Origin of the sequence: Kitasatospora sp. NPDC001527 (assembly GCF_040298605.1) — a bacterium.
Taxonomy (GTDB): Bacteria; Actinomycetota; Actinomycetes; order Streptomycetales; family Streptomycetaceae; genus Kitasatospora.
The window spans coordinates 128,057-152,444 of record NZ_JBEPAM010000012.1 but is presented as its reverse complement, the minus strand read 5'-3'; the positions used below and the strand labels follow the sequence as shown (position 1 = coordinate 152,444).

Genomic DNA, 24,388 nt, shown 5'->3' with positions numbered 1-24,388 from the left:
GTGAGCGGCAACGACACGGTGCCCGCCGGCCGGCTCGCCCGGCTGATCCCCGCCGACCCGCTGCGCCGCCGCCTGCTGGCCATCCGCTTCGCCGGAGCCACCGGCAAGGGCGTCTTCATCAGCGGCAGCGTCGTCTACTTCACCCTGCACGTCGGGCTCTCCGCCGGCCAGGTCGGCATCGGCCTGTCCGCCGCGGGCTTCGCGGGGCTGGTCTCCTCGGTCCTGTTCGGCATGATCGCTGACCGGATGCCCAAACGGACCCTGCTGTGCGCGCTGTTCGCGGCGGTCGCGCTCGGGTTCGGCCTGTACTCGGTGGTCTCCGACGCGGCGGGGTTCTACGTCCTGGTGGTCCTGATCGCCTTCCTCGACTACGGCACCGGCCCCACCGAGAGCGCCATGGTCGCCACCCTCGTCCCCGACGGGGAGCGGGTCCGGCTGAACGCCATGATGCGGTCGATGTTCAACATCGGCTTCAGCGTCGGCATCGGGATCGCGGCGCTCGCCGCGCTCAGCTCGCGACTGCTGGTGCTGATCCCGGTCGGCTCGGCGGTGCTGCTCGGCTCCGCGGCCGCCCTGGCGACCCGGCTGCCGGCCGGCGCGCCCAGCCCCGCCGCCCGCCGCCCCCGCCCGTTCGGCGCGATCCGCGACCTGCGCTACCTGAGCGTCGTCGGTCTCTCCGCGCTGCTCGCCTCGCACATCAGCCTGCTCATGGTGGTCCTGCCGCTGTGGACGATCAACCGGACCGAGGTGCGGCCCTTCCTGGTCCCGCTGCTGCTGGTGATCAACACCGGGTTCGTGATCCTCTTCCAGGTCCGGGCCAGCAAGGGCGCCGAGACGCTGACCGGCGCCGCCGCCACCGGCCGCAAGGCCGGCCTGTGGATCGCGGCCGGCTGCCTCGCCGTGTCGCTGACCGCCGTCTGGCACCACACCGCGCTCGCGGTGGCCGCGATCGTCGCCACCGTGCTGGCCCTGTCGGTGGCCGAGGTGATGCAGTCCGCGTCCGCCTGGGGCCTGGCCCTCGGCCTCGCCCCCAAACACGCCGAGGGCGAGTACCTGGGCGCCTTCGACCTGCACGTGGCGACCCAGAACGTGGCCGGCCCGGTGCTCTTCTCCGGCCTGGTCATCGCCCAGGGCTTCTGGGGCTGGGCGGCGATCGCCGCGCTGGTGGCCGGCGCCGCACTGCTGATCGGGCCGGCCGCCCGGCGCAGCGCCAAGGCGATGGCGGGCCTCGCCGCCGCGCGGGACACCCCCGTGGAGACGGAGGAACCGGTATGACCCGCACCGCACGCGCCTCCTTCGCCCAGGAGCGCTTCTACTTCCTCAACGAACTCCAGCCGGGCAACCCCGCCTACGTGGTGGCGTTCGCGCTGCGCATGGAGGGCGGCCTCGACCGCGCGGCGCTGAGCGGCGCGCTGCGCCGGGTGGCCGCCAAGCACGAGGTCCTGCGGACCGGATTCGCGGTGCGCGACGGCGAGCTGGTCCAGCGGGTGATCGAGGACACGGAGCCGGAGATCGCCCTGCACGACGGCGGCCCCGCCGACCGCGCCGGGCAGGACGCGCAGTTGCGCGAGCTGGTGGCCGCCGAGGCCGCCCGCCCGTTCGACCTGGCCGGCGGCCGGGTGCTGCGCGCCCACCTCGTCTCCTGGGACCGGGACCAGCACGCCCTGGTGGTGCTGGTGCACCACATCGCCTGCGACGGCTGGGCGGTCGGCCTGCTGCTGGACGACCTGGCCGAGGAGTACGGCACCGGCGCGGGCGCACCGGCCGGCCCCAGCTACCTGGACTACGCCGAGGCGCAGCGCGCGCTCTGGTCGAAGAACACCCGCCGCCTGGAGAACTGGCGCCGGCTGCTCTCCGGCGCTCCCCAGCTGACCCTGCACACCGATCACCCCCGGCCGAGCGTGCTGAGCTTCGCCGGCGCGGTGCTGCGCCGGCCGCTCGACCCGGATCTGGTCGCCCGGCTCACCGCCTGGGCGAAGGAGCGCGGCACCACCCTGTTCGGTGTGGCGCTCACCGCGTACGCCAAGCTGCTGGCCGGCTACACCCGCCAGCAGGAGGTGGTGATCGGCGTTCCGGTGGCCAACCGGCTGGACGAGGCCGAGGAGCGGCTGGTCGGCTGCCTGGTCAACACCCTGCCGATCCGGGTCGACCTGTCCGGCGACCCGGACTTCGCCGAGCTGACCACCCGCACCTGGCGCACCGCGCTGACCGCGCTCGGCCACCAGGACGTGCCGTTCGAGCAGATCGTGCAGGCCGTCGGGGAGGAGCGGCAGCTCAGCCACGCCCCGCTGTTCCAGACCATGCTGACGGTGCAGAACTTCACCTTCACCGTGCCGGAGTTCGCCGGGTTGCGGACCGCCGAGGTGGACGTGGAGATCGAGGCCGCCAAGTTCGACCTCGCGCTGACCGTGGACGTCTCGACCGGGGCGCCGTTCCTGCGCGCCGAGTTCTCCACCGAGCTGTTCGAACGGGCCACCGCCGAGCGGCTGCTGGAGCAGTACCACACCCTGCTGGCGGCGGTGGTCGGTGACGGTGAGCCCGGCCTGGTCTCGCCGCAGGAGCACCACCGGCTCACCGCCGGGTGGAACCCGCCGGTTCCCGAGCGGCCCGCCGGGCACCCCTCCGTGCTGGACGCGTTCCGCGGCCATGCCGCCCGCACCCCGGACGCCGTGGCGCTGGTGCACCGGGACGCCCGGGTGACGTACGGCGAGCTGGACGGCTGGTCCGACCGGATCGCCGCCGGGCTGGCCGCCAACGGCCTCGCCCGGGGCGAGCGGGTGGGCCTGCTGCTCGGCCGCTCGCCGGCCGTGGTCGCCGCGATCCTCGGTGTGTGGAAGGCCGGCGGGGTGTACGTGCCGCTCGACCCCGAGTACCCGAGGCAGCGACTGGAACTGATCCTGGCCGGCGCCACGCCCGCCACCCTGCTGGTCGAACCGGACACCCTCGAACTGGCCCGCGGCCTGGCCGGGGAGCGGGCCCTGCTGGACGCCCGCACACTGGACGGCCCGGGACCCGCGCCCGCGGCACGGCCCGAGCCGGACGACCTCGCCTACCTCATCTTCACCTCCGGATCCACCGGCGTCCCCAAGGGCGTGATGGTCCGTCACCGTGGCCTGAACGCGCTCTGCGACCCGACCCCGGCCGGCCTGGAGACCGGCCCCGGCGACCGCTGGCTGGGCGCCCACTCCTTCTCCTTCGACGTCTCGGTCTGGGAGATGTGGGGCGCGCTCTCCTCCGGCGCCCGCCTGGTCATCGCCGACCAGGCCGACCTGGTCGACCCGCCGCGGCTGGCCCGGCTGGTGCACGACGAGCGGGTGACGGTGCTCAGCCTCACTCCCGGCGCCCTGTACCGGCTGCTGCCGCCGTTCTTCGACACGCTCGGCCGGGGCACCTCCCCGGTGCGGTACGTGGTACTGGCGGGAGAGGCGCTCAGCTGGTCCCGGCTGGCCCTGCTGGTCGACCCGCAGCGGCTGCCCGCGGTCTTCGTCAACATGTACGGGATCACCGAGGGCACCATCCACGTCACCATCGCCCAGGTCCCGGCCGCCGGGCTCGGCGGGGTGCGGGAGGGCGACATCGGGGTGCCGCTGCCCTCCGCCCGCTGCTACGTCCTGGACGCCCGCAAGCGGCCGACCGGGGTCAACGTGCCCGGCGAGCTGTACGTCGGCGGCGATCTGGTCGCCGCCGGGTACCTCGGCAGGCCCGAGCTGACCGCGGAGCGCTTCGGCACCGACCCGTACGCCCCCGGCACCCTGTACCGCACCGGCGACCTCGCCAAGTGGGCACCCGACGGCCGGCTGGTCTACCTCGGCCGGGAGGACGACCAGGTCAAGGTCCGCGGCTACCGGGTGGAACTCGCCGACGTGGAGGCCGCGTTCCTGCGCCAACCCGGGGTGCGGTCCTGCGTGGCCGCCGCCGAGGCCGACGAACTGATCGCCTTCGTGGTCGCCGACCCCGGCCTCGGCGGCGAGCGCGAGCTGCGCACCCTGGTCCGCGAGGAACTGCCCGGGTACATGGTGCCCTCGCGGATCGTCCCGGTAGAGCGGATCCCGCTGAACGCCAACGGCAAGGTCGACACCCGCCGGCTGCTCGCCGAGCGCACCGCCCCGGCGGCCGTGCCCGCCCCGGCGCGGCCCGGCGGCGACTCGCTGACCGAGCGGATCCGGGCGCTGTGGGCCGAGGTCCTGCGACGGCCCGACCTGGAGCCGGGCGACAACTTCTTCGACGTGGGCGGGCACAGCTTCGCCCTGATCACGGTGCAGCAGCGGATGGCGGAGATCGGCCTGGAGATCTCGGTGACCGACCTCTTCCGCTTCGGCACGGCGGCGGCCTGCGCCGCGCACTTCCGGCCGGCGCCGACCGCGCCGGCCGCCGACCAACGGCTCGCACAACGCCGGCAGGGCCGCCAACAGCTCGCCCGCCGGCGGCGACTGAGCAGAGGGGACGAGCATGCCTGACGACCTGGGAGAGGACCGGATCGCCATCATCGGGATGGGGATCCGGCTGCCCGGCGCCGGACGGGACCTGGACCGCTTCTGGCACAACATCGAGAACGGCGTGGAGGCGATGAGCTTCTTCGACCGCGAGCAGCTGAGCAGCTGGGGCTACCCGGACGAGGTGATCGACCACCCCGACTTCGTCCCGGCCCGCTCGGTGCTGGACGACTACGACTGCTTCGACGGCCGGCTGTTCGGCTACTCGCCGCAGGACAGCGTCCTGATGGACCCGCAGCAGCGGGTGCTGCTGGAGTGCGCCTGGAGCGCCCTGGAGCACGCCGGCTACCCGCCGATCGCCCCGGACGGCAACCGGATCGCCGTGCACGTCGGCACCGGCCTGAACGTCTACCTGCTGGACGTCCTGTGGCCCAACGCCCGCGCGGTGAAGTCCGCCGGCGGCCTGCAGATCCTGATCTCCAGCGACAAGGACTTCGCCGCCACCCGGATCGCCTACAAGCTCAACCTGCAGGGCACCGCGTTCACCGTGCAGACCGCCTGCTCCACCTCGCTGGTCGCGGTCCACCTCGCGGTGCAGAGCCTGCTCACCCACGAGGCCGACATCGCGCTGGCCGGCGCCGCCTCGGTGGCGCCGCCCACCCGGCGCGGCCACTTCCACGAGCCCGGCGGGATCTTCTCCCCCGACGGACGCTGCCGGACCTTCGACAGCCAGGCCCAGGGCACGGTGGACGCCGACGGCGGCGCCATCCTGGTGCTCAAGCGCCTGGAGGACGCGATCCGGGACAACGACACCGTCCACGCGGTGATCGCCGGCACCGCCGCCGTCAACGACGGCGCCCGCAAGGCGGGCTTCACCGCCCCCGGACCGGAGGGCCAGGCCACCGCGATCCGCTCCGCGCTGGCCGTCGCCGGACTCGAACCGGACGCCATCGGCCTGGTCGAGGCGCACGGCACCGGCACCGTCCTGGGCGACCCCATCGAGGTCTCCGCGCTGCGCGGCGTCTTCGACACCGACCGCCCGGACCGGCAGCCCGTCGCACTCGGCGCCCTCAAGTCGATCATGGGCCACCTGGACACCGCGGCCGGGGTGGTCGGCGTGGTCAAGACCGTCCTCGCCCTGAAGAACCGCACCATCCCGCCGGTCGCCCGGTTCACCGAGGCCAACCCCGCGCTGGGGCTCGACAAGTCGGTGCTGTACGTGCCCACCGAGGCGCACGAGTGGCCGGCCATCGACGGGGTGCGCCGGGCCGGCGTCAGCTCGTTCGGCATCGGCGGCACCAACACCCACGTCGTGCTGGAGGAGGCGCCGCCCGTCCGCGACACCGGGCGCAAGCGCCGGGAGGGCAGCGAGCTGCTGCTGGTCTCCGCCAAGACCGAGGAGGCCGCCACCCAGAGCCTCGCCCGGGTGAACGCGCACCTGGCCGGCGTGCCGGCCGCGGACCTTCCCGACCTCGGCTTCACCCTGCGCACCGGCCGGGCCGAGCTGCCCTGGCGCGGCTGCCTGATCCGCACGCCCGACGAGGAGTTCAAGCCGCTGCGGCCGGTCCGCCGGGCCACCGCGCAGCACGCCGAGCGCGGCGTCGGCTACTTCCTCACCGGCGGCGGACGCCTGCCCGGAAGCCCGCACACGTACAACCTGGACCCGCACTTCCGGCAGCTCGTCGACCGGGGCTACGCCGAACTGCGCACCGCGGGCGGCGAACCGGACCTGGAGACCCGGGAGCTGGCCGGCCGCTTCGCCCTCGCCCAGGCCTGGATCGACGCGCTCCGGCGGCGCGGCGTACGCCCGTCCGCCCTGGTCGGCCAGGGCGTCGGCGCCCTCGCCGCGGCCTGCGCCGCGGGGGTGCTGGGCTTCGGCGACGCGATCGGCCTGACCCTCGGCCGGCCCGCCGACGGCCTGCGCTGCGCCGAGCCGGACGTCCCGCTGTACGCCCCGGACGGCACCCCGGTCAGTACCGCGCAGGCCACCGACCCCGGCTACTGGGCGGCCCGGCTGCACGAGGAGCACGACCGGAGCTTCGCGCCGCCCGCCGCCGGACCGGACCCGGCCGCGTGGCTGGAGATCTCCACCCAGGTGCTGCCGCACGTCGACGTCGAGGCACCGCCGCTGTCCAACGGCTACGACCGGCTGCTCGCCTCGGTCGGCCTGCTCTGGGAGATGGGCATCGGCGGCCCCTGGGACCCCGCGCTCGACGAGGGCCTGCGCCGGGTCCCCGCCCCCGGCTACCCCTTCGCCCCGACCCGCCACTACCTCGACATTCCCCCCACGGCCAAGGAGAGGCACCTGTGATGAGTGAGCACCTGGACATGGCATGGGCCGCGGAGTTCGAACAGGTCTGGATGGAGGTCCTGGGCGTGGACACCGTCGACCAGGACGACGACTTCTTCGACCTCGGCGGGCACTCGCTCAGCGCCCTTCGGCTGTCCACCCTGGTCCGCCAGGAGCTCGGCCTCGCCGTCGAGCTCAACCACGTCCTGGAGAACCCGCGCTACGGCGACCTGCTGGCCGTCGCCGCGAAGACCGGGCCGGACCGGGTCGCCCAGGGCGGCCGGGCATGACCCTGCCCGCCGGCCCGCTCGCCGAGTGGACCCCGCTGGTCTCCGACCTCCTCGGCCTCGCGGCCGGGGAGGTCGGGGCCCGCGCCCCGCGGGAGTCCTTCACCGCGCTGGGCGGCACCTCGCTGCAGGCGATCGCGCTCACCGCGGGCGGCCAGCGCGAACTGGCCAAGGACGTCGAGGTCGCCCGGCTGCTCGGCGCGCTCCCGCTGGCCGAGGCCCTGGCCGGGGCGCGGGACTACGTCCGCACCGAGCCCGCGCCGCGCGAGGTGTCCGCCGAGGCACTCGACCGGGAGCTGCTGCCCGGTCAGAAGGCCATGCTGGCCGCCCATCTGGCCGGCCGCGACCAGTCGTACCACCTGATGTTCACGCTGCAGCCGCCGGGCGGGCTGGATCCCGCCCGCACCGAGGCCGCCCTGCGCGCGCTCACCGCCCGGCACGAGTCGCTGCGCACCCTGTTCGGCGAGCACGGCCAGGGCGCCCGCCGGACCGTGCTGCCTCCCGGGAGCACCCCGCGGCTGCTGCACCAGCGCCTGCCCGCCGGCACGGACCCGGTCCGGGCCGTCCACGAGCTGTACGGGCGGCGCGCCGCGGAGCTGCTGCGCCCCTTCGAGGAGCCGCCGGTGGTGTTCGTCCGCACCGACGCGGGCGAACGGACCCTGCTCACCGTGCTGGTGCACCACGCGCTGGCCGACGGCTGGAGCATCGGCGTGCTGTGGCGCGAGTTCGCCCGCCTCTACGAGGACGGGCCCGCCGCGCTGCCCGCCGCCGCGCCCTCCCCCGAGTGGACCGCCACCCGGCTCGCCGCCAAGGACGCCGCCGGGGAACTCGCCGCCGCCACCGGCCGGGTGACCGCCCGGCTGGCCGGCGCCCCGCTGGTCGCCACCCTGCCCACCGACCGCCCCCGCGCGGAGGAGGCCGACGGGCGCGGCGAACGGCTGGTGTTCGAGCTGGAGCCCGCCGTCGGCGAGGCCGTGGAGGGGCTCGCCCGGCAGGCCCGGACCACCGTCACCTCCGTCCTGCTCGCCGCCTGGGCCCTGGCCGCCGCCCGGCGCGCCCGCACCTCGGACCTGCTGCTCGGCGTGGCCGCCTCGGGCCGGTTCGAGGCCGGCATGGCCGACGTCGTCGGCCTGTGCACCCGGATCGTCCCGGTCCGCTGCCGGATCGACGACGGGCAGACGGCCGCCGCCTACGTGAGCGCCACCGCGGCCGCGCTCGCCGAGGCCGTCAGCGACGCCGACCTGCCCTTCGCCCGGGTGGTCGACGCGCTCGCCGGGGAGGTCGACGCGGCCCGGAACCCGGTCGCCCAGCTCGGCTTCGCCGCCCACCACGACCTGGTCCCGGACCGCTTCGGCACCGCGACGGGGGAATGGCGGGTGCACGAGGGCCACTGCCACGGCTCGGTCTTCGACGCCCTGCTGTTCGTCCAGGACTGGTCGCGGCGGCCCAGGCTGGCCGTGGAGTACGCGAGTTCGGCGCAGGACGCGGCCGACATCGGCGAGCTCACCGAGTCCTTCCGGACCGTTCTCGCCGAACTCGCCGCCCGGCCCGCCGCCCCGCTCGGCGAGGTCACCGGGCTCTCGGCCGGACAGCGGCTCAGGCTCCGACAGCTCGGCCTGGGTGACGAGTTCACCGGCGGCGACGACCTGTGGAGCCGGTTCGAGCGGCAGGCCGAGCGGCAGCCCGACGCCGTCGCCGTCGACGACCCGTACACCGGAACCGTTCTGACGTACCGTCAACTGCACTCCCGCGCCCTCGCCCAGGCCGAGCGGCTGCGCGCCCTCGGGGTCCGCCCCGGCGACCGGGTGGTGCTGGAGGTGCCCCGTTCGGCCGCCGAGGCCGTCGCCGTGCTCGGTGTCCTCAGCCTGCCCGCCGGCTACGTCGCCGTCGACCCCGGCGTCCCCGCCGAGCGCCGCACCCGCATCGCCGAGGCCGTCGCCCCGGCCGCCCGCATCGGCGGCGCCGCGGACGACCCGGCCCTCGCCGCCGTCCCCCGGTGCCCGGTGCCCGACCTCACGGCTGGCACCGGGCCCTCCCCCGTCCGGACCGCGGTACCGGCCGGGCCCGGCGCGACCGCGTACGTCTCCTTCACCTCCGGCACCACCGGCGAGCCCAAGGGCATCGTGGTCCCGCACCGGGCGGTGCTGCGGCTGGCCGACGACGGGCGGTTGTTCGCCGGCCCGGCCGGAGCGCGGATGCTGCGGCTCTCCCCGCTGGCGTTCGACGCCTCCACCCTGGAGCTGCTGGTGCCGCTCGCCGCCGGCGGCACGGTGGTCGTCCACCCGCCCGAGGAGCCCACCCCCGGCGGCCTGGCCGCCTTCCTCCCCACCGGCCGCGTCACCCACGCCTGGCTCACCTCCGGCCTGTTCCACCTGGTCGCCGACCACCGGCCGGAGGCGTTCGCGGGCCTGCGCCAGCTGTTCACCGGCGGCGGCGTCGTCTCGCCCGACCACGTCCGCCGGGTGCTGCGCCAGTGCGGCCGGCTGCGCGTCACCAACGGCTACGGCCCCACCGAGAACACCACCTTCACCACCGTCTGCCACGCCGACGGCGCCCACGAGGTGCCCGACCCGTTCCCGATCGGCACCCCGGTGCACGGCACCGGCGTACGGATCACCGACGAGACCGGCCGCCTCGTGCCGCCCGGCGCCGTCGGCGAACTGCGCACCACCGGCGCCGGCCTCGCCGACGGCTACCTCGGCGATCCGGAGCGCACCGCCGCGGCGTTCACCGAAGGCTCCGGCGAGCGCGAGTACCGCACCGGTGACCTGGTCCGCTGGGGCGCCGACGGACGGCTGCGCTTCCTCGGCCGCGCCGACCGCCAGGTGAAGATCGCCGGCCACCGGATCGAACCGGTCGACGTGGAACGCCGGATCCGCGAGCAGCCCGGCGTCCTGGACGCCGTGGTGTTCGTGGCGGCCGAGCGGCTGTGCGCGGCCGTCAAGGCACCCGCCGACCTGCTCGCCGGGATCCGCACCGCCGTCGAACCCGGGCTCGCCCCGTACGAGCGCCCGCAGCGCTGGCTCGCCCTCGACGCCTTCCCGCTGGACCGCAACGGCAAGGTCGACCTGCGCGCCCTCGGCGCCCTGACCGCACCCTCCGCCCCGGCCCCCTCCCCCGCCACCGCCTCCCCGTCCGCGCCCGCCGCCGACCTGGAGGAGCTGATCTCGGAGATCTGGGCCGGAGTCCTCGGCACCGACGACTTCGACACCGACGAGGGCTTCTTCGACGTCGGCGGCGACTCCCTGGGCGTCGCCCTGGTCCGCCGCCGGCTCCAGGAGCAGCTGGGCGGCCGCCCGATCCCGCTGACCGACCTCTACCGCTTCCCCACCGTGCAGGCCCTGGCCGCACACCTGCGCACGACGACCACGGGAGTACCGAGATGAGCCAGGAGATCGCCGTCGTCGGCATGGCCGGCCGGTTCCCCGGCGCCGCCGACCTGGACGCCTACTGGTCGAACCTGGTGGCCGGCCGGATCACCGTCAGCCGGCTCGGCCGCGCCGAGCTGCTCGCGGCCGGCGTCCCCGCCGCGCGGCTGGACGACCCCGGCTACGTCCCGGTGCGCGGCACCGTCGCCGACCCGGAGCTGTTCGACGCCGCCTTCTTCGGCATCCCTCCCCGCGAGGCGGACCTGATGGACCCGCAGCACCGGCTGCTGCTGCAGGCCGCCTGGGAGGCCCTGGAGTCCGGCGGCCTGCTCACCGACGCTCCGCCCGGCCGGGTCGGCGTGTTCGCCGGCGCCGGCTTCAACTACTACCTCCAGCAGCACGTGCTGGCCGACCCGGCCGTGCTGGAGGCGGACGGGCTGCTCTCCGTGGTCCTCACCAACGAGAAGGACCACCTGGCGACCAGGATCGCGTACCGGCTGGGCCTCGGCGGCCCGGCGATCACCGTCCAGAGCGCCTGTTCCACCTCGCTGACCGCCGTCCACCTGGCCTGCCAGAGCCTGCGCACCGGCGACTGCGACGTGGCCCTGGCCGGCGGCGCCTACCTCGCCCTGCCCCAGGAGTCCGGCTACCAGTACGAGCCCAAGGGCATCATGTCGCCGGACGGGACCTGCCGGCCCTTCGACGCCACCGCCAACGGGACCGTGCCCGGCAGCGGCGTCGGCGTGGTCGCGCTCAAACGCGCCGAGGACGCCCGCCGTGACGGCGACCTGATCCACGCCCTGATCTCCGGCTCCGCGATCAACAACGACGGCGCCGCCAAGGTCGGCTACACCGCGCCGGGCGTGGCCGGCCAGGTCGACGTGCTGACCCGCGCCTACGCCGCGGCCGGCGTCGACCCGGCGACCGTCGGCTACCTGGAGGCGCACGGCACCGCCACCGAGGTCGGCGACGCGATCGAACTCGCGGCGCTGCACGAGGTGTTCAAACCCGGCGAAGCCCACTGCTCGCTCGGCTCGGTCAAGGCGAACATCGGTCACCTGTCCGCCGCCGCCGGTGTGGCCGGGCTGATCAAGGCCGTGCTCGCGCTGCGCGCCCGGCGGCTCCCGCCGCTCGCCGGAGTGACCCGGCCGCGTGAGGAACTGCTGGACCCGGCAGGCCCGTTCACCGTGGACACGGTCGCCCGCGACTGGCCCGCCCCACCCGGGCAGCCCCGCCGCGCCGCCGTCAGCTCCTTCGGCATCGGCGGCACCAACGTCCACCTCGTCCTCACCGAGGCGCCGCCCGCCGAACCGGCGCCGCCGGCCGAGGGCCCCGAGCTGCTGGTGGTCTCCGCCCGCACCGAGGACGCCCTGCGAACCGCCGCCGAACGGCTCGCCGCCCACCTGGCCGAGCGGCCCGGCCTGCCGCTGCGCGACGCCGCCACCACCACCCGCGAACACCGCCGGCACTTCCCGCACCGCCTCGCCGTGGTCGCCGGGGACCCGGCCGCGGCCGCGCACGCGCTGACCCGCGCTCCCCACCGCACCGCGCTGCGCCGGCCCGAGGTGGTCCTGCTCTTCCCCGGGCAGGGCGCCGAGGCCCCCGGCATGGCCGCCTGGCCGTACCACCGCTTCCCGGGATTCGCCGCCGACCTCGACCGGGGCGCCGACCACGTCCACGCCCTCCTCGGCGTCGACCTGCGCGAACTGCTGCTCGGCGACGACCCGCACGGGCTGGTCCACCGCACGGACCTCACCCAGCCCGCACTGGTCCTGCACGAGTACGCGCTCGGCCGGCTGCTGCTGTCCCTCGGGGTGAAGCCCGCCGCGCTGATCGGCCACTCGGTCGGCGAGTTCGCCGCCGCCGCGCTCGCCGGGGAACTCACCCCCGACGAGATGCTGCGGCTGGTGGTCGAACGCGGGGCGCTGATGCAGCGCGCCCCCGAGGGCCGGATGGTCGTCGTCCTCGCCGCCGAACCCGAGGTCCGCCGTCTCCTCGCGGACCTCGGCGACCTGGACGTGGCCTCGCTCAACGCCCCCGAGGTCGTGGTGGTCTCCGGCCCGGCCGCGCCGGGCGACCGGCGGCGCGAACGGCTCCGGGCCGAGGGCGTGCAGCACCGGCCACTGCCCGCCCGGCGCGCCTTCCACTCCCGGATGATGGCCGACGCCGCCTCCGCCCTCGGCGCCGCGGCCGCGGGCGTCCCGGCCCGCCCCGTCACCGTCCCGGTGGTCAGCAGCGTCGACGGCAGCCTGCTGCCCGCGGGCGGCGTCCGCCCGGCCGGCTACTGGGCCGAGCAGCTGCGCCGTCCGGTCCGCTACCAGGACGCGGTGGAGGCCGTCGCGGACCGCTCCCGGCTGGTCCTGGTCGAGGTCGGCCCCGGCAGCGGACTGATCGGCAGCGCCCGGCAGATCCCCGCCGCCCGGCACGCCGCCATGGTCGCCCTGCAACCCCGGCGCGCCGACCTGCTGGGCGGCCTCGGACAGCTCTGGGCGCACGGCGTCGAGCTGGACTGGCCCGCCGTCCGGGCCGGCGCCCCCGCCGCCCGGACCGTCCTGCCCACCCACCCCTTCGCCGCCACCCGGCACTGGCTCGACGCCACCGCACCCGCCGTCCCCGCCGCCGTCCAGGTCGCCGACGCCGTCGCGGACGCGGACGGCGCCGCGGACGGTGCCGCGGACACGCCGCTCGGACGGGTCCTCGCCATCTGGCGGACCCTGCTGGGCGTCCCCGACATCGGCGCCGACTCCGACTTCTTCGCCCTCGGCGGCGAGTCCCTGCTCTTCATCCGGATGATCTCCCAGGTCCAGCGCGCACTCGACGCCCCGATCGACATCGCCGCCCTCGCCGAGTCCCCGACCCCGCGCGCGATCGCCGACCAGGCGGTGGCCGACCAGGCGGTGGCCGGATGAGCGGGCGCGCCGACCTGCCGACCCTGCTCGGCTTCAACCCCGACCCGACCCCCGCCCCGCGCACCCCCGTCCACGAGACGATCTGCCGTCAGGCCGCCCGGACACCCGACGCGATCGCCCTGCGGTACGGGGACGACACCCTCACCTACCGCCGGCTCCTCGACGACGCCGCCGCGCTGGCCGACCGCCTCACCGCCCGGGGCATCGGCCCCGGCGCGGTGGTCGGCCTGTCCGCCCGCCGCGGCCCCGCGCTGGTCACCGCCGTCCTCGGCATCCTGCTCGCCGGCGCCGCGTACGTCCCGCTGGACCCGCGGCACCCGCCGGTCCGGCTCCGCGCCATGCTGGACTCCACCCGGGCGGCCCTGCTGCTCACCGACGCCGACGCGCCGCCGCTGCCGGACGGGCACCCGGTCCCGGTCCTCCCGCTCACCGGCGCACCGGCCGCCACCGCACCGGTCCCGCTCGACTGGCGGCACTACCGCGCGGAGCCCGCCGTCGTCGACGGCCTGTGCTGCGTCATCTTCACCTCCGGCTCCACCGGCGAGCCCAAGGGCGTCGAACTGACCCACGCCGCCCTCGCCAACCGGCTCGCCGGGATGCTCGACCGGCACCGGCTAGGGCCCGCCGACGTCCTCCTGCAGAAGACCCCGTACACCTTCGACGTCTCCATCTGGGAACTCCTGCTCGCCTTCCTGGCGGGCGGCAGCCTGGCGGTCGCGCCACCGGACGCCCACCGCGACCCGCAGGCCCTGGTCGAGCTGATCCGGCGGCACGGGGTCACCATGGTCCACTTCGTGCCGTCGATGCTCGCGCTGTTCGTCACCGAGCCGGGGGCAGAGCGCTGCACCACCCTCCACACGGTGCTGTGCGGCGGCGAGGCCCTTCCGCCCCAGCTCGCCAACACCCTGACCGCCGCCCTGCCGAAGGCCGCCGTGCACAACATGTACGGACCGGCCGAGGCCACCGTCGACGTCACCGGCTGGCACTGCCGCCCGCACGAGGACGGGGACCTGGTGCCGATCGGCCGCCCGCTCTCCAACGTCCGCGCCTACGTCGTCGACGAGTCCGGCGGCCTCGCCCCCGTCGGCGTCCCCGGTGAACTCCTGCTCGCCGGTCCCTCGCTCGCCCGCGGCTACGCGGGCCGCCCGGACCTCACCACCGAGCGCTTCGTCGAACTGACGATCGCCGGCCGCACCGAGCGGGTCTACCGCACCGGGGACCTCGCCCGCTGGTCGCCCGGCGGCCACCTCGACTACCTCGGCCGGATCGACACCCAGGTCAAGATCCGCGGCCAGCGCGTCGAGCTCGGCGAGATCGAGGCCACCCTGCGCCGCCACCCCCGGGTCCGCAACGCCGTCGCGGTCCTGCGCGACGGCCGGACCCTGATCGCCTACGCCGTCCCCGCCGACGGCGCGCCCGACAAGCTCGACGAGGCCAGCCTGCGCGGCCACCTCGCCGACCACCTGCCCGAGCACATGGTGCCCGCCCGCGTCGTCCCGCTCGCCGAGATCCCCACCACCGCCCACGGCAAGGCCGACCGTTCCGCCCACCCCCCACCACCCCGCCGCCGCCGCGCCCGGTAGACACGGCGGGACCCCGGCACGGCCGGGGTCCTGCCGCCGTCGCCGTCGCCCGGGATCCCCGCCACCCGATGGCTGGCAGAAAAGTACCCCGGAACGTCAATCGGGACACTGGGACGGGACCGCGCGGACGACGAGGCTTGCCCCATGACGACCGAGCACTCACGGACGGCGCAGGCAGCGGACACGACCGGGCGCACGAGCGGACAGCCGCCCGGCTACGTGTGGTGCGCCGTACACGACGCGCCCACACGCGAACTCTTCCCCGGCATCCGGCTGCGACCGCTGTGGAGCGGCCCGGACGGAGCGAAGGCGCACGTGCTGGAAATGGATCCGCACACGCGCTGGGAGGGCGTCGACGTCCACGATCCGGGCCCGGAGGAGGTCTTCGTGGTCTCCGGCGTCTTCAACGACGGCGAACGCGACTACCCCGCGGGATCGTTCATCCACGCCCCCGCCGGCTCCTCCCACATCCCGCAGACGACGGCGGGCTGCACCCTCTTCGTCTTCTACCCCGAGGGCTAGCCTGGACCCCAGGCCCTCGGATCGGCCACCCCGGCCGTCAGCTCTCCCGCCGCGCGGCGGCCTTGGCGTCGATCTCGGCGATCAGGTTCTCGACGAGGGTCTTGATCTCGTCGCGGATCGGGCGGACGGCCTCGACGCCCTGGCCGGCCGGGTCCTCCAGCGTCCAGTCGAGGTACGTCGTGCCGGGGAAGTACGGGCAGGCGTCGCCACAGCCCATGGTGATGACGTAGTCGGACGCCTGGACGGCCTCGGCGGTGAGGATCTTCGGCTTCTGCTCCGAGATGTCGATGCCGATCTCGGCCATGGCGGCGACGGCGGACGGGTTGACCTGGTCGCCGGGCATGGAGCCGGCGGAGCGGACCTCGACGCGGCCGCCCGCGAGGTGGCCGAGGAAGCCGGCGGCCATCTGGGAGCGGCCGGCGTTGTGGACGCAGACGAACAGCACGGAGGCTACGGGGGAGGTGGTCATCTCGCTCTTCCTCGGAGACGGGGTGCCGCACGACCTGGATTCGGCGGTCGGCCCGGAGCGGCCGACGACATCGGCAAACGTATCACCACACGATGATGTCAGTCGACAGTGATATGTAAAGCGGGCAATGGGCGGGCGCAGCGGCCACGACCGGCGCCGACGTCGTCGCCATAGGATTCAGGACATGGACAGGATCACGCTGCCGCACGCAGAACCCATACCGGTGACGACGCGGCGAACCCGCTGGCAGGAGGCCGGGCAGAGCGGGAGCTTCGGCAAGCGGTTCGCGGAACTCATCTCCGCCGGCGAGGACGTCGACGGCGAGGCCCGCCTCGCCGACACGCTCCTGCCGCGCGGCGCCCGGGTGCTGGACGCCGGCGCCGGCATGGGCCGGGTCACCGCGGCACTCCTGCGGCGAGGGCACGACGTGGTCGCGATCGAGCCCGACGGGGCCCTGGTCCGGCAGGCCCGGCAGACCTACCCCGGGCTGCCGATCGAGGAACGGGACATCCTCGACCTCGGCCCCGACGACGGCCCGTTCGACCTGGTCGTCTGCGTGGGCAACGTGATCGTCTACCTGGCCGAGGGCACGGAGCGCAGGGCACTGGGCGCGATGCGCGACGTGCTCGGCGAGAACGGTCGGATCCTGGTCGGCTTCCACCTGCAGGACCCGCCGCCGCACGCCCGGACCTGCACCCCGGCGGAGTTCGAGGCGGACCTGACCGCCGCCGGCCTGCGCGTCGACCTGCGGGCGGGCACCTACCAGCTGCACCCCGCGAACGACGCCTACGGCGTCTGGATCCTGAGCCGCGCCTAGGAGGTCTTCAACCCCGGCCTGCCGGGCGGACGACGGGGCTTGAAGACGGCCCCTGGTGCTGCGACCGGGATGGTTCACCACGGTCGGGCGACGGTTCACGGGACGAGCGCGGTCCGCGAGGCAACTGGTATGAATGGTGCATGCAGGAAGAGACCGCGCAGTCCGCGATCGACACGTTCATCTCGGCGTTCAACGCCTCGGACGACAGCTATGTCACTGCGCTGCTCTCCCAGGCCCTCACCTCGGACGTGGTCTTCTGGGGGCCGTTGGGCCGCACCGAGGGGATCGAGGCGGTCGAGCGGTTCGTGCTGGACATCCGGCGCCATCCCGCGGGGACCGGCACGATGGCGCGCTGTTCGGCGGTGGACATGCCGGACGAGTGGGCCCGGTACCAGTGGATCTTCACGACGCCGGATGGAGGCCCCCGCCTGTCGGGAACGGACGTCGTCCATCTGCGGCGGAACCTCATCGACCAGGTCATCGTCTTCGCGGGGGAGATCGAGCCGTCCGCCTCCTGAGTCCTTCGGCTGCCGGCGACCTACCACCGCACCCATGGCGCCACCTACTTCCACGGCTGCCGCCCGGTCGGCGACGACACCCTGTGGGACATCAACCGCCCACGCAAGGGCACCGCGAACACCGTGGCCGCCCAGCAACCCGGCGAACGCATGTGGTCGGATCACTAGGGACCCATGCCGGTCGGGGGCCCATGCCGAGAGCCGGCAATGGATACACACAGTCACATCGGGCGCGGAATGCGGCCGTTCGGAAGGCGCGACGGCTTGTGCCGCAATCCGGTCAGACGGGGCGGGCAAGTGGCCGCCGTGGCCGAGCGTGCTCGTCCGCTTGTGCCCTGGGGGCGCGCCGGAAGCGGAATCCGGAGCGCGGCCGCGACCGCCGGAGCATCCCCGTTCCGCCCCCGTTCGGTGCGCGGCGCCACCGGACGTCGCGCCGGCCGTGCGCGGCAGTCGGGCATCCGATCCGGTCGCACCACCGGAGTGACGGACCCTCGGGCACAGTCGACAGCCCGGGCCATGAAGGTGATTCGCCAGGTGCGGATCACGCTCCACCTGGCCGATGCCGTCGGCAGGTGCATGCCGATGTGCGTGGTGGCCTGGGTCCTCGTGCTGCTGCTGCTCCCGATGCGGCCGCTGCTCTTCGTCGGCTCGGTCCAGATCCTCGCCTTCCAGCTGGCCGCCCAGACGGGGTACGCCCCGCGGGTGCCGCCGGCCCCGGTGATCCGCCACCGACTCCCGGTCGACCCGGCCGTCCGGCCGGCGGGCTTGGAACCGCCGTCGACATCGACTAGCGTATCACCGCATGGTGATGTCAGCAGAGAGTGATGCGACCAGCGCGGTGGACGTGCTGAAAGCCGTGGCCGACCCGCTGAGGATGCGCATCCTCACGCTGCTCGCCCGCGAGGCGCTGTGCACGACCCACCTGGTCGAGGAGACCGGCGCCCGGCAGACCAACCTGTCCAACCACCTCAAGATCCTGCGTGAGGCCGGACTGGTCGACACCGAGCCCTGCGGCCGGTTCACCTACTACAAGCTCCGCCCCGACGCCCTGGACAGCCTTGCCGGTTTCCTCGGCGACCTCGCCTCCACCGCCCGCGCCACCGCGTGCGCCGACACGAAAAGGGCCTGCCCGTGACCTCGGCCGAGACCACCGCACCCCCCGGACCGCCCGAGTCCGGACCGGTCGGCAGGCTCTCCTTCCTGGACCGGTTCCTCGCGGTGTGGATCCTGATCGCCATGGCCCTGGGCATCGGCCTCGGCCGCCTGGTCCCCGGCCTGAACGACACCCTCGCCGAGGTCGAGGTCGGGGGCGTGTCCCTGCCCATCGCCGTCGGCCTGCTGATCATGATGTACCCGGTGCTCGCGAAGGTCCGCTACGACCGGCTGCACACCGTCACCGGCGACCGGAAGCTGATGGCCTCGTCCCTGGTGATCAACTGGGTGCTCGGCCCCGCCGTGATGTTCGCACTGGCGTGGATCTTCCTGCCCGACCTTCCCGAGTACCGCACCGGCCTGATCATCGTCGGACTCGCCCGCTGCATCGCCATGGTCATCATCTGGAACGACCTCGCCTGCGGCGACCGCGAGGCCGCCGCCGTCCTGGTCGCCCTCAACTCCGTGTTCCAGGTCGTCGCGTTCGGCCTGCTCGGCTGGTTCTACCTCGACATCCTGCCCGGCTGGCTCGGCCTCGCCCAGGACGACCTGCACTTCTCCGTCACGAAGATCGTCGTCAACGTGCTGATCTTCCTCGGCATCCCGCTCGTCGCCGGCTTCCTCACCCGCCGCCTCGGCGAGAAGAGGCTCGGCCGCGAGACCTACGAGCAGAGGTTCCTGCCGGGGATCGGCCCCTGGGCGCTGTACGGGCTGCTGTTCACGATCGTGATCCTCTTCGCCCTCCAGGGCAGGACCATCACCGACCGGCCCGGCGACGTCGCCCGCATCGCCCTTCCGCTGCTCGCCTACTTCGCGATCATGTGGTTCGGCACCTTCGCCCTCGGCAGGGCCATCGGCCTCGCCTACGACCGCACCGCCACCCTGGCGTTCACGGCCGCCGGCAACAACTTCGAGCTCGCCATCGCCGTCGCCATCGCCACCTTCGGCGTCACCTCCGGCCAGGCCCTGTCCGGCGTCGTCGGCCCCCTCATCGAGGTCCCCGTCCTCATCGGCCTCGTCCACGTCTCGCTCGCCCGGCGCGAGAGGTTCACCGCCCCCGGCACCGGCCCGGCGGAGCAGTCCTGATGGACCGCCCCGCCCGCTGCCGACCCGGCCGCCCGCTCCCGGCGGGAGCCGACCGGTGACGGCCGCCGAACACCGCGTCCAGGTCCTCGTGATCGGCGGCGGCCAGGCGGGGCTCGCCGCCGGCTACCACCTGCGGCGCGCCAGGCTCGACTTCGCGATCCTGGACGCCGCCCCGGCGCCCGGTGGCGCGTGGCAGCACTACTGGGAAAGCCTCCGGCTGTTCTCCCCCGCCGCCTATTCCTCACTCCCCGGCCGCCCGATGCCGGGTCAGGCCGGCACCGAGTGGCCGGACGCCGAGCACGTCGCCGAGTACCTGGCGGAGTACGAGAAGCGCTACGAACTCCCCGTCCACCGCCCGGTCGGCGTCGCCTCGGTGACGAACGCCGGCGACGGCGGCCTGCTCGTCCGCACCGACGAGGGCGATTGGCACGCCCGCGCGCTGGTCAGCGCCACCGGCTCGTGGACCCGCCCCTTCGTCCCCGCCGTCCCGGGCCGGGAACTGTTCACCGGGCGCCAACTCCACACCACCGGCTACCACCGGGCCACCGACTTCACCGGGCGGAGGGTCGTCGTCGTGGGCGGCGGCAACTCCGGCGCCCAGATCGCCGCCGATCTCGTCGGACACGCGGCCGCCGTCCGCTGGGTCACCCGCCGCCCCGCCCGCCTGCTGCCCGACGAGATCGACGGCCGCGCCCTGTTCGAGATCGCCACCCGCCGCGTCCAGGACGGCGGCCCGCGCATCTCCGACCTCGGCGACATCGTCGCCACCGAACCGGTCCGCGCCGCCCGCCGCGCCGGACTCCTCACCGACCACCGCATGTTCACCGCCCTCACCCCCGCCGGCCCGCGCTGGGCGGACGGCGAACCGTGGCCGGCCGACGCCATCGTCTGGTGCACCGGCTTCCGCCCCGCCCTCGCCCACCTCGCCCCACTGGCCCTGCGCACCGGGGCACGCGGCCGGATCGCCACCACCGGCACCCGGGCCGTCTCCGACCCGCGCATCCACCTCCTCGGCTACGGCGACTGGACCGGCCCCGCGTCCGCCACCCTCATCGGCGTCGGACGCACCGCCCGCCAGGCCGTCGCGGAGATCACCGGCCTCCTGAACTGACCGGACGCCGGGGCGGCGGGCGCCGGAAGGACGCGGTCGAGGGAACCGCCCCGCGACCCCCGTGCAGTCAGACGACGGCCGGGCTGCGGCGCTCGATCAGGACGGTGTCGCGCCAGGTGCCGTGGTGGCGGGCGATGCGCTCGCGGGTACCGATCACCCGGAAGCCCGCCCTGGCGTGGACGGCGAGGCTGGCCGCGTTCTCGGGGAAGACACCGGACTGGATCGTCCATATCCCGGCCGCCTCCGTCGAAGCGATCAGCGCCTCCAGGAGCATGCGGGCGACACCGCGCCCCCGGGCGTCGGGGTGGACGTAGACGGAGTGCTCGACCACCCCGGCGTACGCGCAGCGGTCGGAGACCGCACCGACCGCCACCCAGCCGAGCACCCGGCCGGCCCCGTCGAGGGCGACGAAGCGGTGATCCGTCAGCCTGGCCCCGTCGAAGTGCTCCCAGCTGGGTGCCCTGGTCTCGAACGTGGCGTTCCCGCCGTCGATGCCGGCCTGGTAGATCCCGAGGACCTGCTCCGCGTGGACCGCGGCCATCGGCGCGACGGTGACGGCGGGAGTGGACATGTGCGACTGCTCCTGGGGATCGGGGGGTGGCCGGGTCAGCGGGCGACGCCGCTCAGCATGCCGGCCATGGCGGCCAGCACGGAGGGCTCGACGCGGTAGTAGACCCAGGTCCCGCGCCGCTCGGAGGTGAGCAGGCCGGCCTCGCGCAGCTTCTTGAGGTGGTGGGAGACCGTGGGCTGGGAGACACCGACGTCCTGGATGTCGCACACGCACGCCTCCCCGCCCTCGTGCGAGGCGACCCGGGAGAACAGCCGCAGCCGCACCGGGTCGCCGAGCGCCTTGAACATCGCCGCCATCCGCACCGCGTCCTCCTCGGACAGCGACGCGTCGGTCAGCGGCGGGCAGCACGGCACGACGGCCTCGGGCTCAAGGACGGGCAGCGCCTTCGTGTTCGACATGCATCTATGTTGACATACGTCAAATCAAGCGCCGATCCCCACGGCCATTGATTCGATGAATGTCTATGTTGATATTCATCGAAGCAGCTGCGATGCTGGAGCCGCAGCACCTCATCGACCCATATCGAAGCAAAGGAGATCCCCGTGAACGCCTCCGCCACCGGGCAGCCCCTCCCCGTCGTCGTGGTCGGCGCCGGGCCGATCGGTCTGGCCGCCGCCGCCCGCCTGCTGGAGCGCGGCATCGAGCCGCTGGTCCTGGAGGCGGGCCCGTCGGCCGGCACGGCGGTGCGCGGGTGGGCGCACGTGCGGCTCTTCTCGCCGTGGGCGGAGGTCGTCGACCCGGCCGCCGAGAAGCTGCTCGCCCCGACCGGCTGGATCCGCCCCGAGGGCGCCGCCTACCCGTCCGGCGGCGACTGGGTGGAGCGCTACCTCCAGCCGCTCGCCGACACCCTCGGTGAGCGCGTCCGGTACGGAGCGGCGGTGACCGGGATCGCGCGTGCCGGACGGGACCGGATCGTCGACTCCGGTCGCGAGGAGCAGCCCTTCACCGTCCACGTCGAGTTCACGGACGGCCGGGAGGAGCGTGTCCTGGCCCGCGCGGTGGTGGACGCCTCGGGCACCTGGTCCACCCCGAACCCGCTGGGCGCGAACGGCCTGCCCGCCCTCGGCGAGCGCGCGGCCGGCGACCGGATCTCCTACCGCATCCCGGACCTCCGGGACCCGGCCGTCCGCGCCCGGTTCGCGGGCGGGCGCACCGCGGTCGTCGGCACCGGCGCCTCCGCCTTCACCGCCCTCGCCCAGCTGGCGGACCTGGCCGAGGAGGCGGACGGCACGCACGCCGTGTGGGTGCTCCGGCGCGGCATCACCGGCAGCACGTACGGCGGCGGCGAGGCCGACGAGCTCCCCGCCCGCGGCGCGCTCGGCCTGCGCGCCAGGGCCGCCGTCGAGAACGGCCACGCCACCGCGCTCACCGGCTTCCGCACCGCCGCCGTCGAGGCGCGGCGCGAGCAGCTGGTGCTGGTCGCCGAGGACGGACGCCGCAGCGAGCCCGTCGACCGGGTCGTCGTCCTCACCGGCCTGCGCCCCGACCTCTCCTTCCTCTCCGAGGTCCGCCTCGGCCTCGACGAGCGCCTCCAGGCCCCGACCGCCCTCGCCCCGCTGATCGACCCCAACCAGCACTCCTGCGGCACCGTCTACCCGCACGGCGCGAACGAGCTCGCCCACCCGGAGAAGGACGTCTACCTCGTCGGCATGAAGAGCTACGGCCGCGCCCCGACGTTCCTCGCCATGACCGGCTACGAGCAGGTCCGCTCCGTCGCCGCCGCCCTCGCCGGGGACCACGAGGCCGCCGCCCGGGTCGAACTCACCCTCCCCGAGACCGGGGTGTGCGGCGGCGCCGGCCTCTTCGACGAGCCGGACGCCGCCCAGGGCGGCGGAGGCTGCTGCTCGACGGCGCCGGCCGGGCCGCAGCTGATCGCCCTGGGCACCACCGCGCCCGGTTCCTCGTGCTCCCCCGCCGGCGGCGGATGCTGACCACCCCCGCGAGCACCGTCCGGTCCCGGACGGCTCGACGCCGCCCGCGCCGGGCGGGAAGACGCGCCCCGCGCGGGCCCGCTGTCAGCGGAGGGCGCCGGCGCGGGGGCCGCGCCCGGGGAGCTCCACGACCTGGGTGCCTGCCGCGTGGAGGAACTGCACGACGGCGCCGGCGGTGGTGCGGTCCAGGGAGAAGACCCAGGGACCGGGTACCAGGACGGTGCCGACCTGCCCCTTGGAGGCCCGGGCGAGCAGGAGGCGCAGCCGGGGACGCAGCTCGTTGGAGGAGGCGCCGTTGTCCAGGTAGAGCTCGGGGACTCCGAGGGCGAGGCGGTGGGCGTAGTCCTCCAGAGCCCATCGGTGCGCGTCCATGTTCCAGTGGTCGTACGGGTAACAGCGCAGGTAGACCGCGGCGCTCCGGGTCCGGACGGGGTGGTCGTGGCTGATGGTCATCGTCGCTCCTTGCCGAGCGCGCGGGGGGTGGCACAGACTCCGGGCGGTGCCGTCGGCGGCTGCGCGCCGTGGCCGCGAATTCGTCCGGGGGCGGGATCGACCACGGCCGGATGTCACGCGGTGGCATCGGGTGAGGACTGCGACGGGGGTGTCCGCGTCCTCGGGAGGTGGCCTCCATCATGGGCCGATCAATCGGATATGTCTATACCAATCGACCGGACGTCCTACGGGAGCCTGGACCGGCTCCGGTTCCGGCCGCCGGTGGCAAGCCGTGTCATGCGGGACGGCCGGCGGTTTCGTGGTGCCGAGGGGTCCGGACGAGGGTGGCGGCGGCTTCGAGCAGGCCGGTGATCGTCACGAGCAGGCCGGCGCGGGGCTGCTTCCGACGGGCACCAGGCCCTCGGCGCCATGGCATCGAGAGCGCCGGCCTGCTCTACCGCAGCAGGAAGTCGAAGACCGCCTGGCGTCCGGCCGGGTTCTCGGCCCGGTTCTGCACCGAGTGGGCGGCCCCGGGGACGATCACGGTCCGCGGGTGGTGCGCGAACTCGTTGTACTCGTCCATCAGTTCGTACGGTGTGGCGAGGTCGCGGTCGCCGCCGAGCAGCAGGACCGGCACGTCGGGCAGCTTGAGGTGGTCCGGCGGCGTCGGCGGGACCGGTCGGCGCGGCCAGTCGAGGCAGACCAGGAGGCTGCCGAGGCCGGTCGCGGTCCGCGGGTGCGTGTCATGTTCGTCCTCCCGGTCGCGCCGCGCCCGTGCCGGCGCGGTCACGGAAGCAGCGTGCGCCACAGGGCGGGGCGGCGGCGCGCGTACCGGGCGGGACGCGGCCGGGAACCACCCGACGGAACCCACGGAAGGACCACCCGTACCCGCTCTTCGCGATCCCGCGG

At 74.8% G+C, this 24,388-nt stretch carries 20 protein-coding genes; 15 read left to right on the top strand and 5 right to left on the bottom strand.

Translation table 11 applies throughout. The annotated features are described in order from the left end of the window. The 8 genes from ABT238_RS15535 (at nucleotide 1) to ABT238_RS15500 (ending at nucleotide 15,392) form a co-directional block, all read left to right on the top strand. Nucleotides 1-1,275, top strand: a complete 1,275-nt coding sequence (locus ABT238_RS15535; RefSeq protein WP_350570207.1) for an MFS transporter — start codon at nucleotides 1-3, stop codon at nucleotides 1,273-1,275. Further along, nucleotides 1,272-4,457, top strand: coding sequence for a non-ribosomal peptide synthetase (locus ABT238_RS15530; RefSeq protein ID WP_350758177.1), 3,186 nt, complete (start codon nucleotides 1,272-1,274; stop codon nucleotides 4,455-4,457). The genes ABT238_RS15535 and ABT238_RS15530 overlap by 4 nt, the downstream gene beginning before the upstream one ends. After that, the gene (locus ABT238_RS15525; protein WP_350570203.1) at nucleotides 4,450-6,744 is read left to right on the top strand and encodes a beta-ketoacyl synthase N-terminal-like domain-containing protein; all 2,295 of its coding nucleotides are present in this window, start codon (nucleotides 4,450-4,452) and stop codon (nucleotides 6,742-6,744) included. Before ABT238_RS15530 ends, ABT238_RS15525 begins: the two co-directional genes overlap by 8 nt. After that, nucleotides 6,744-7,013, top strand: coding sequence for a phosphopantetheine-binding protein (locus ABT238_RS15520; RefSeq protein WP_350758165.1), 270 nt, complete (start codon nucleotides 6,744-6,746; stop codon nucleotides 7,011-7,013). Before ABT238_RS15525 ends, ABT238_RS15520 begins: the two co-directional genes overlap by 1 nt. Beyond that, nucleotides 7,010-10,396, top strand: coding sequence for a non-ribosomal peptide synthetase (locus ABT238_RS15515; RefSeq protein ID WP_350758155.1), 3,387 nt, complete (start codon nucleotides 7,010-7,012; stop codon nucleotides 10,394-10,396). Before ABT238_RS15520 ends, ABT238_RS15515 begins: the two co-directional genes overlap by 4 nt. Beyond that, nucleotides 10,393-13,287, top strand: a complete 2,895-nt coding sequence (locus ABT238_RS15510) for a type I polyketide synthase (RefSeq protein ID WP_350758153.1) — start codon at nucleotides 10,393-10,395, stop codon at nucleotides 13,285-13,287. The genes ABT238_RS15515 and ABT238_RS15510 overlap by 4 nt, the downstream gene beginning before the upstream one ends. Beyond that, the gene (locus ABT238_RS15505; RefSeq protein ID WP_350758149.1) at nucleotides 13,284-14,870 is read left to right on the top strand and encodes an amino acid adenylation domain-containing protein; all 1,587 of its coding nucleotides are present in this window, start codon (nucleotides 13,284-13,286) and stop codon (nucleotides 14,868-14,870) included. Before ABT238_RS15510 ends, ABT238_RS15505 begins: the two co-directional genes overlap by 4 nt. Before the next feature lie 144 nt (nucleotides 14,871-15,014). Next, entirely contained in the window at nucleotides 15,015-15,392 is a 378-nt protein-coding gene (locus ABT238_RS15500) for a cupin domain-containing protein (RefSeq protein WP_350570194.1), read from the top strand. A gap of 37 nt (nucleotides 15,393-15,429) precedes the next feature. Here ABT238_RS15500 and ABT238_RS15495 read toward each other — a convergent pair whose 3' ends face one another. Beyond that, nucleotides 15,430-15,861: an arsenate reductase ArsC gene (locus ABT238_RS15495; protein WP_350570193.1), complete on the bottom strand. Its 432-nt coding sequence runs from the start codon at nucleotides 15,859-15,861 to the stop codon at nucleotides 15,430-15,432. Nucleotides 15,862-16,045: 184 nt separating this feature from the next. Here ABT238_RS15495 and ABT238_RS15490 point away from each other — a divergent pair, with 184 nt between their 5' ends. The 6 genes from ABT238_RS15490 (at nucleotide 16,046) to ABT238_RS15460 (ending at nucleotide 20,545) form a co-directional block, all read left to right on the top strand. Next, on the top strand, nucleotides 16,046-16,678 hold the full coding sequence (locus tag ABT238_RS15490; protein WP_350758132.1) for a class I SAM-dependent methyltransferase: 633 nt from the start codon (nucleotides 16,046-16,048) through the stop codon (nucleotides 16,676-16,678). A 140-nt stretch (nucleotides 16,679-16,818) separates the two neighbouring features. Beyond that, a complete protein-coding gene (locus ABT238_RS15485) occupies nucleotides 16,819-17,196 on the top strand; it encodes a nuclear transport factor 2 family protein (protein WP_350570189.1) in 378 nt (125 codons plus the stop codon). A 516-nt stretch (nucleotides 17,197-17,712) separates the two neighbouring features. After that, nucleotides 17,713-18,021, top strand: a complete 309-nt coding sequence (locus ABT238_RS15475; RefSeq protein WP_350758123.1) for a hypothetical protein — start codon at nucleotides 17,713-17,715, stop codon at nucleotides 18,019-18,021. After that, nucleotides 17,999-18,331, top strand: coding sequence for an ArsR/SmtB family transcription factor (locus ABT238_RS15470; protein WP_350570187.1), 333 nt, complete (start codon nucleotides 17,999-18,001; stop codon nucleotides 18,329-18,331). The genes ABT238_RS15475 and ABT238_RS15470 overlap by 23 nt, the downstream gene beginning before the upstream one ends. Next, on the top strand, nucleotides 18,328-19,434 hold the full coding sequence (gene arsB / locus ABT238_RS15465) for an ACR3 family arsenite efflux transporter (protein WP_350758108.1): 1,107 nt from the start codon (nucleotides 18,328-18,330) through the stop codon (nucleotides 19,432-19,434). The genes ABT238_RS15470 and arsB overlap by 4 nt, the downstream gene beginning before the upstream one ends. Before the next feature lie 55 nt (nucleotides 19,435-19,489). Next, nucleotides 19,490-20,545 (top strand): ArsO family NAD(P)H-dependent flavin-containing monooxygenase, encoded by a 1,056-nt coding sequence (locus ABT238_RS15460; protein WP_350758102.1) that lies wholly within the window; start codon nucleotides 19,490-19,492, stop codon nucleotides 20,543-20,545. Between the two features lie 67 nt (nucleotides 20,546-20,612). Here ABT238_RS15460 and ABT238_RS15455 read toward each other — a convergent pair whose 3' ends face one another. Both ABT238_RS15455 and ABT238_RS15450 read right to left on the bottom strand, forming a co-directional pair. Then, on the bottom strand, nucleotides 20,613-21,116 hold the full coding sequence (locus tag ABT238_RS15455) for a GNAT family N-acetyltransferase (RefSeq protein ID WP_350570182.1): 504 nt from the start codon (nucleotides 21,114-21,116) through the stop codon (nucleotides 20,613-20,615). A gap of 35 nt (nucleotides 21,117-21,151) precedes the next feature. Next, nucleotides 21,152-21,514 carry an ArsR/SmtB family transcription factor gene (locus tag ABT238_RS15450; protein ID WP_350570181.1) on the bottom strand — a complete coding sequence of 121 codons (363 nt, stop codon included), beginning with the start codon at nucleotides 21,512-21,514 and terminating at the stop codon, nucleotides 21,152-21,154. A 144-nt stretch (nucleotides 21,515-21,658) separates the two neighbouring features. Between ABT238_RS15450 and ABT238_RS15445 the strand changes: the two genes are divergently transcribed. Further along, entirely contained in the window at nucleotides 21,659-23,047 is a 1,389-nt protein-coding gene (locus ABT238_RS15445; RefSeq protein WP_350758086.1) for an NAD(P)-binding domain-containing protein, read from the top strand. Nucleotides 23,048-23,131: 84 nt separating this feature from the next. Here ABT238_RS15445 and ABT238_RS15440 read toward each other — a convergent pair whose 3' ends face one another. Further along, the gene (locus tag ABT238_RS15440) at nucleotides 23,132-23,500 is read right to left on the bottom strand and encodes a hypothetical protein (protein WP_350758068.1); all 369 of its coding nucleotides are present in this window, start codon (nucleotides 23,498-23,500) and stop codon (nucleotides 23,132-23,134) included. 433 nt (nucleotides 23,501-23,933) lie between these two features. After that, a complete protein-coding gene (locus ABT238_RS15435; protein ID WP_350570176.1) occupies nucleotides 23,934-24,269 on the bottom strand; it encodes an alpha/beta hydrolase in 336 nt (111 codons plus the stop codon). Nucleotides 24,270-24,388: the final 119 nt, after the last annotated feature.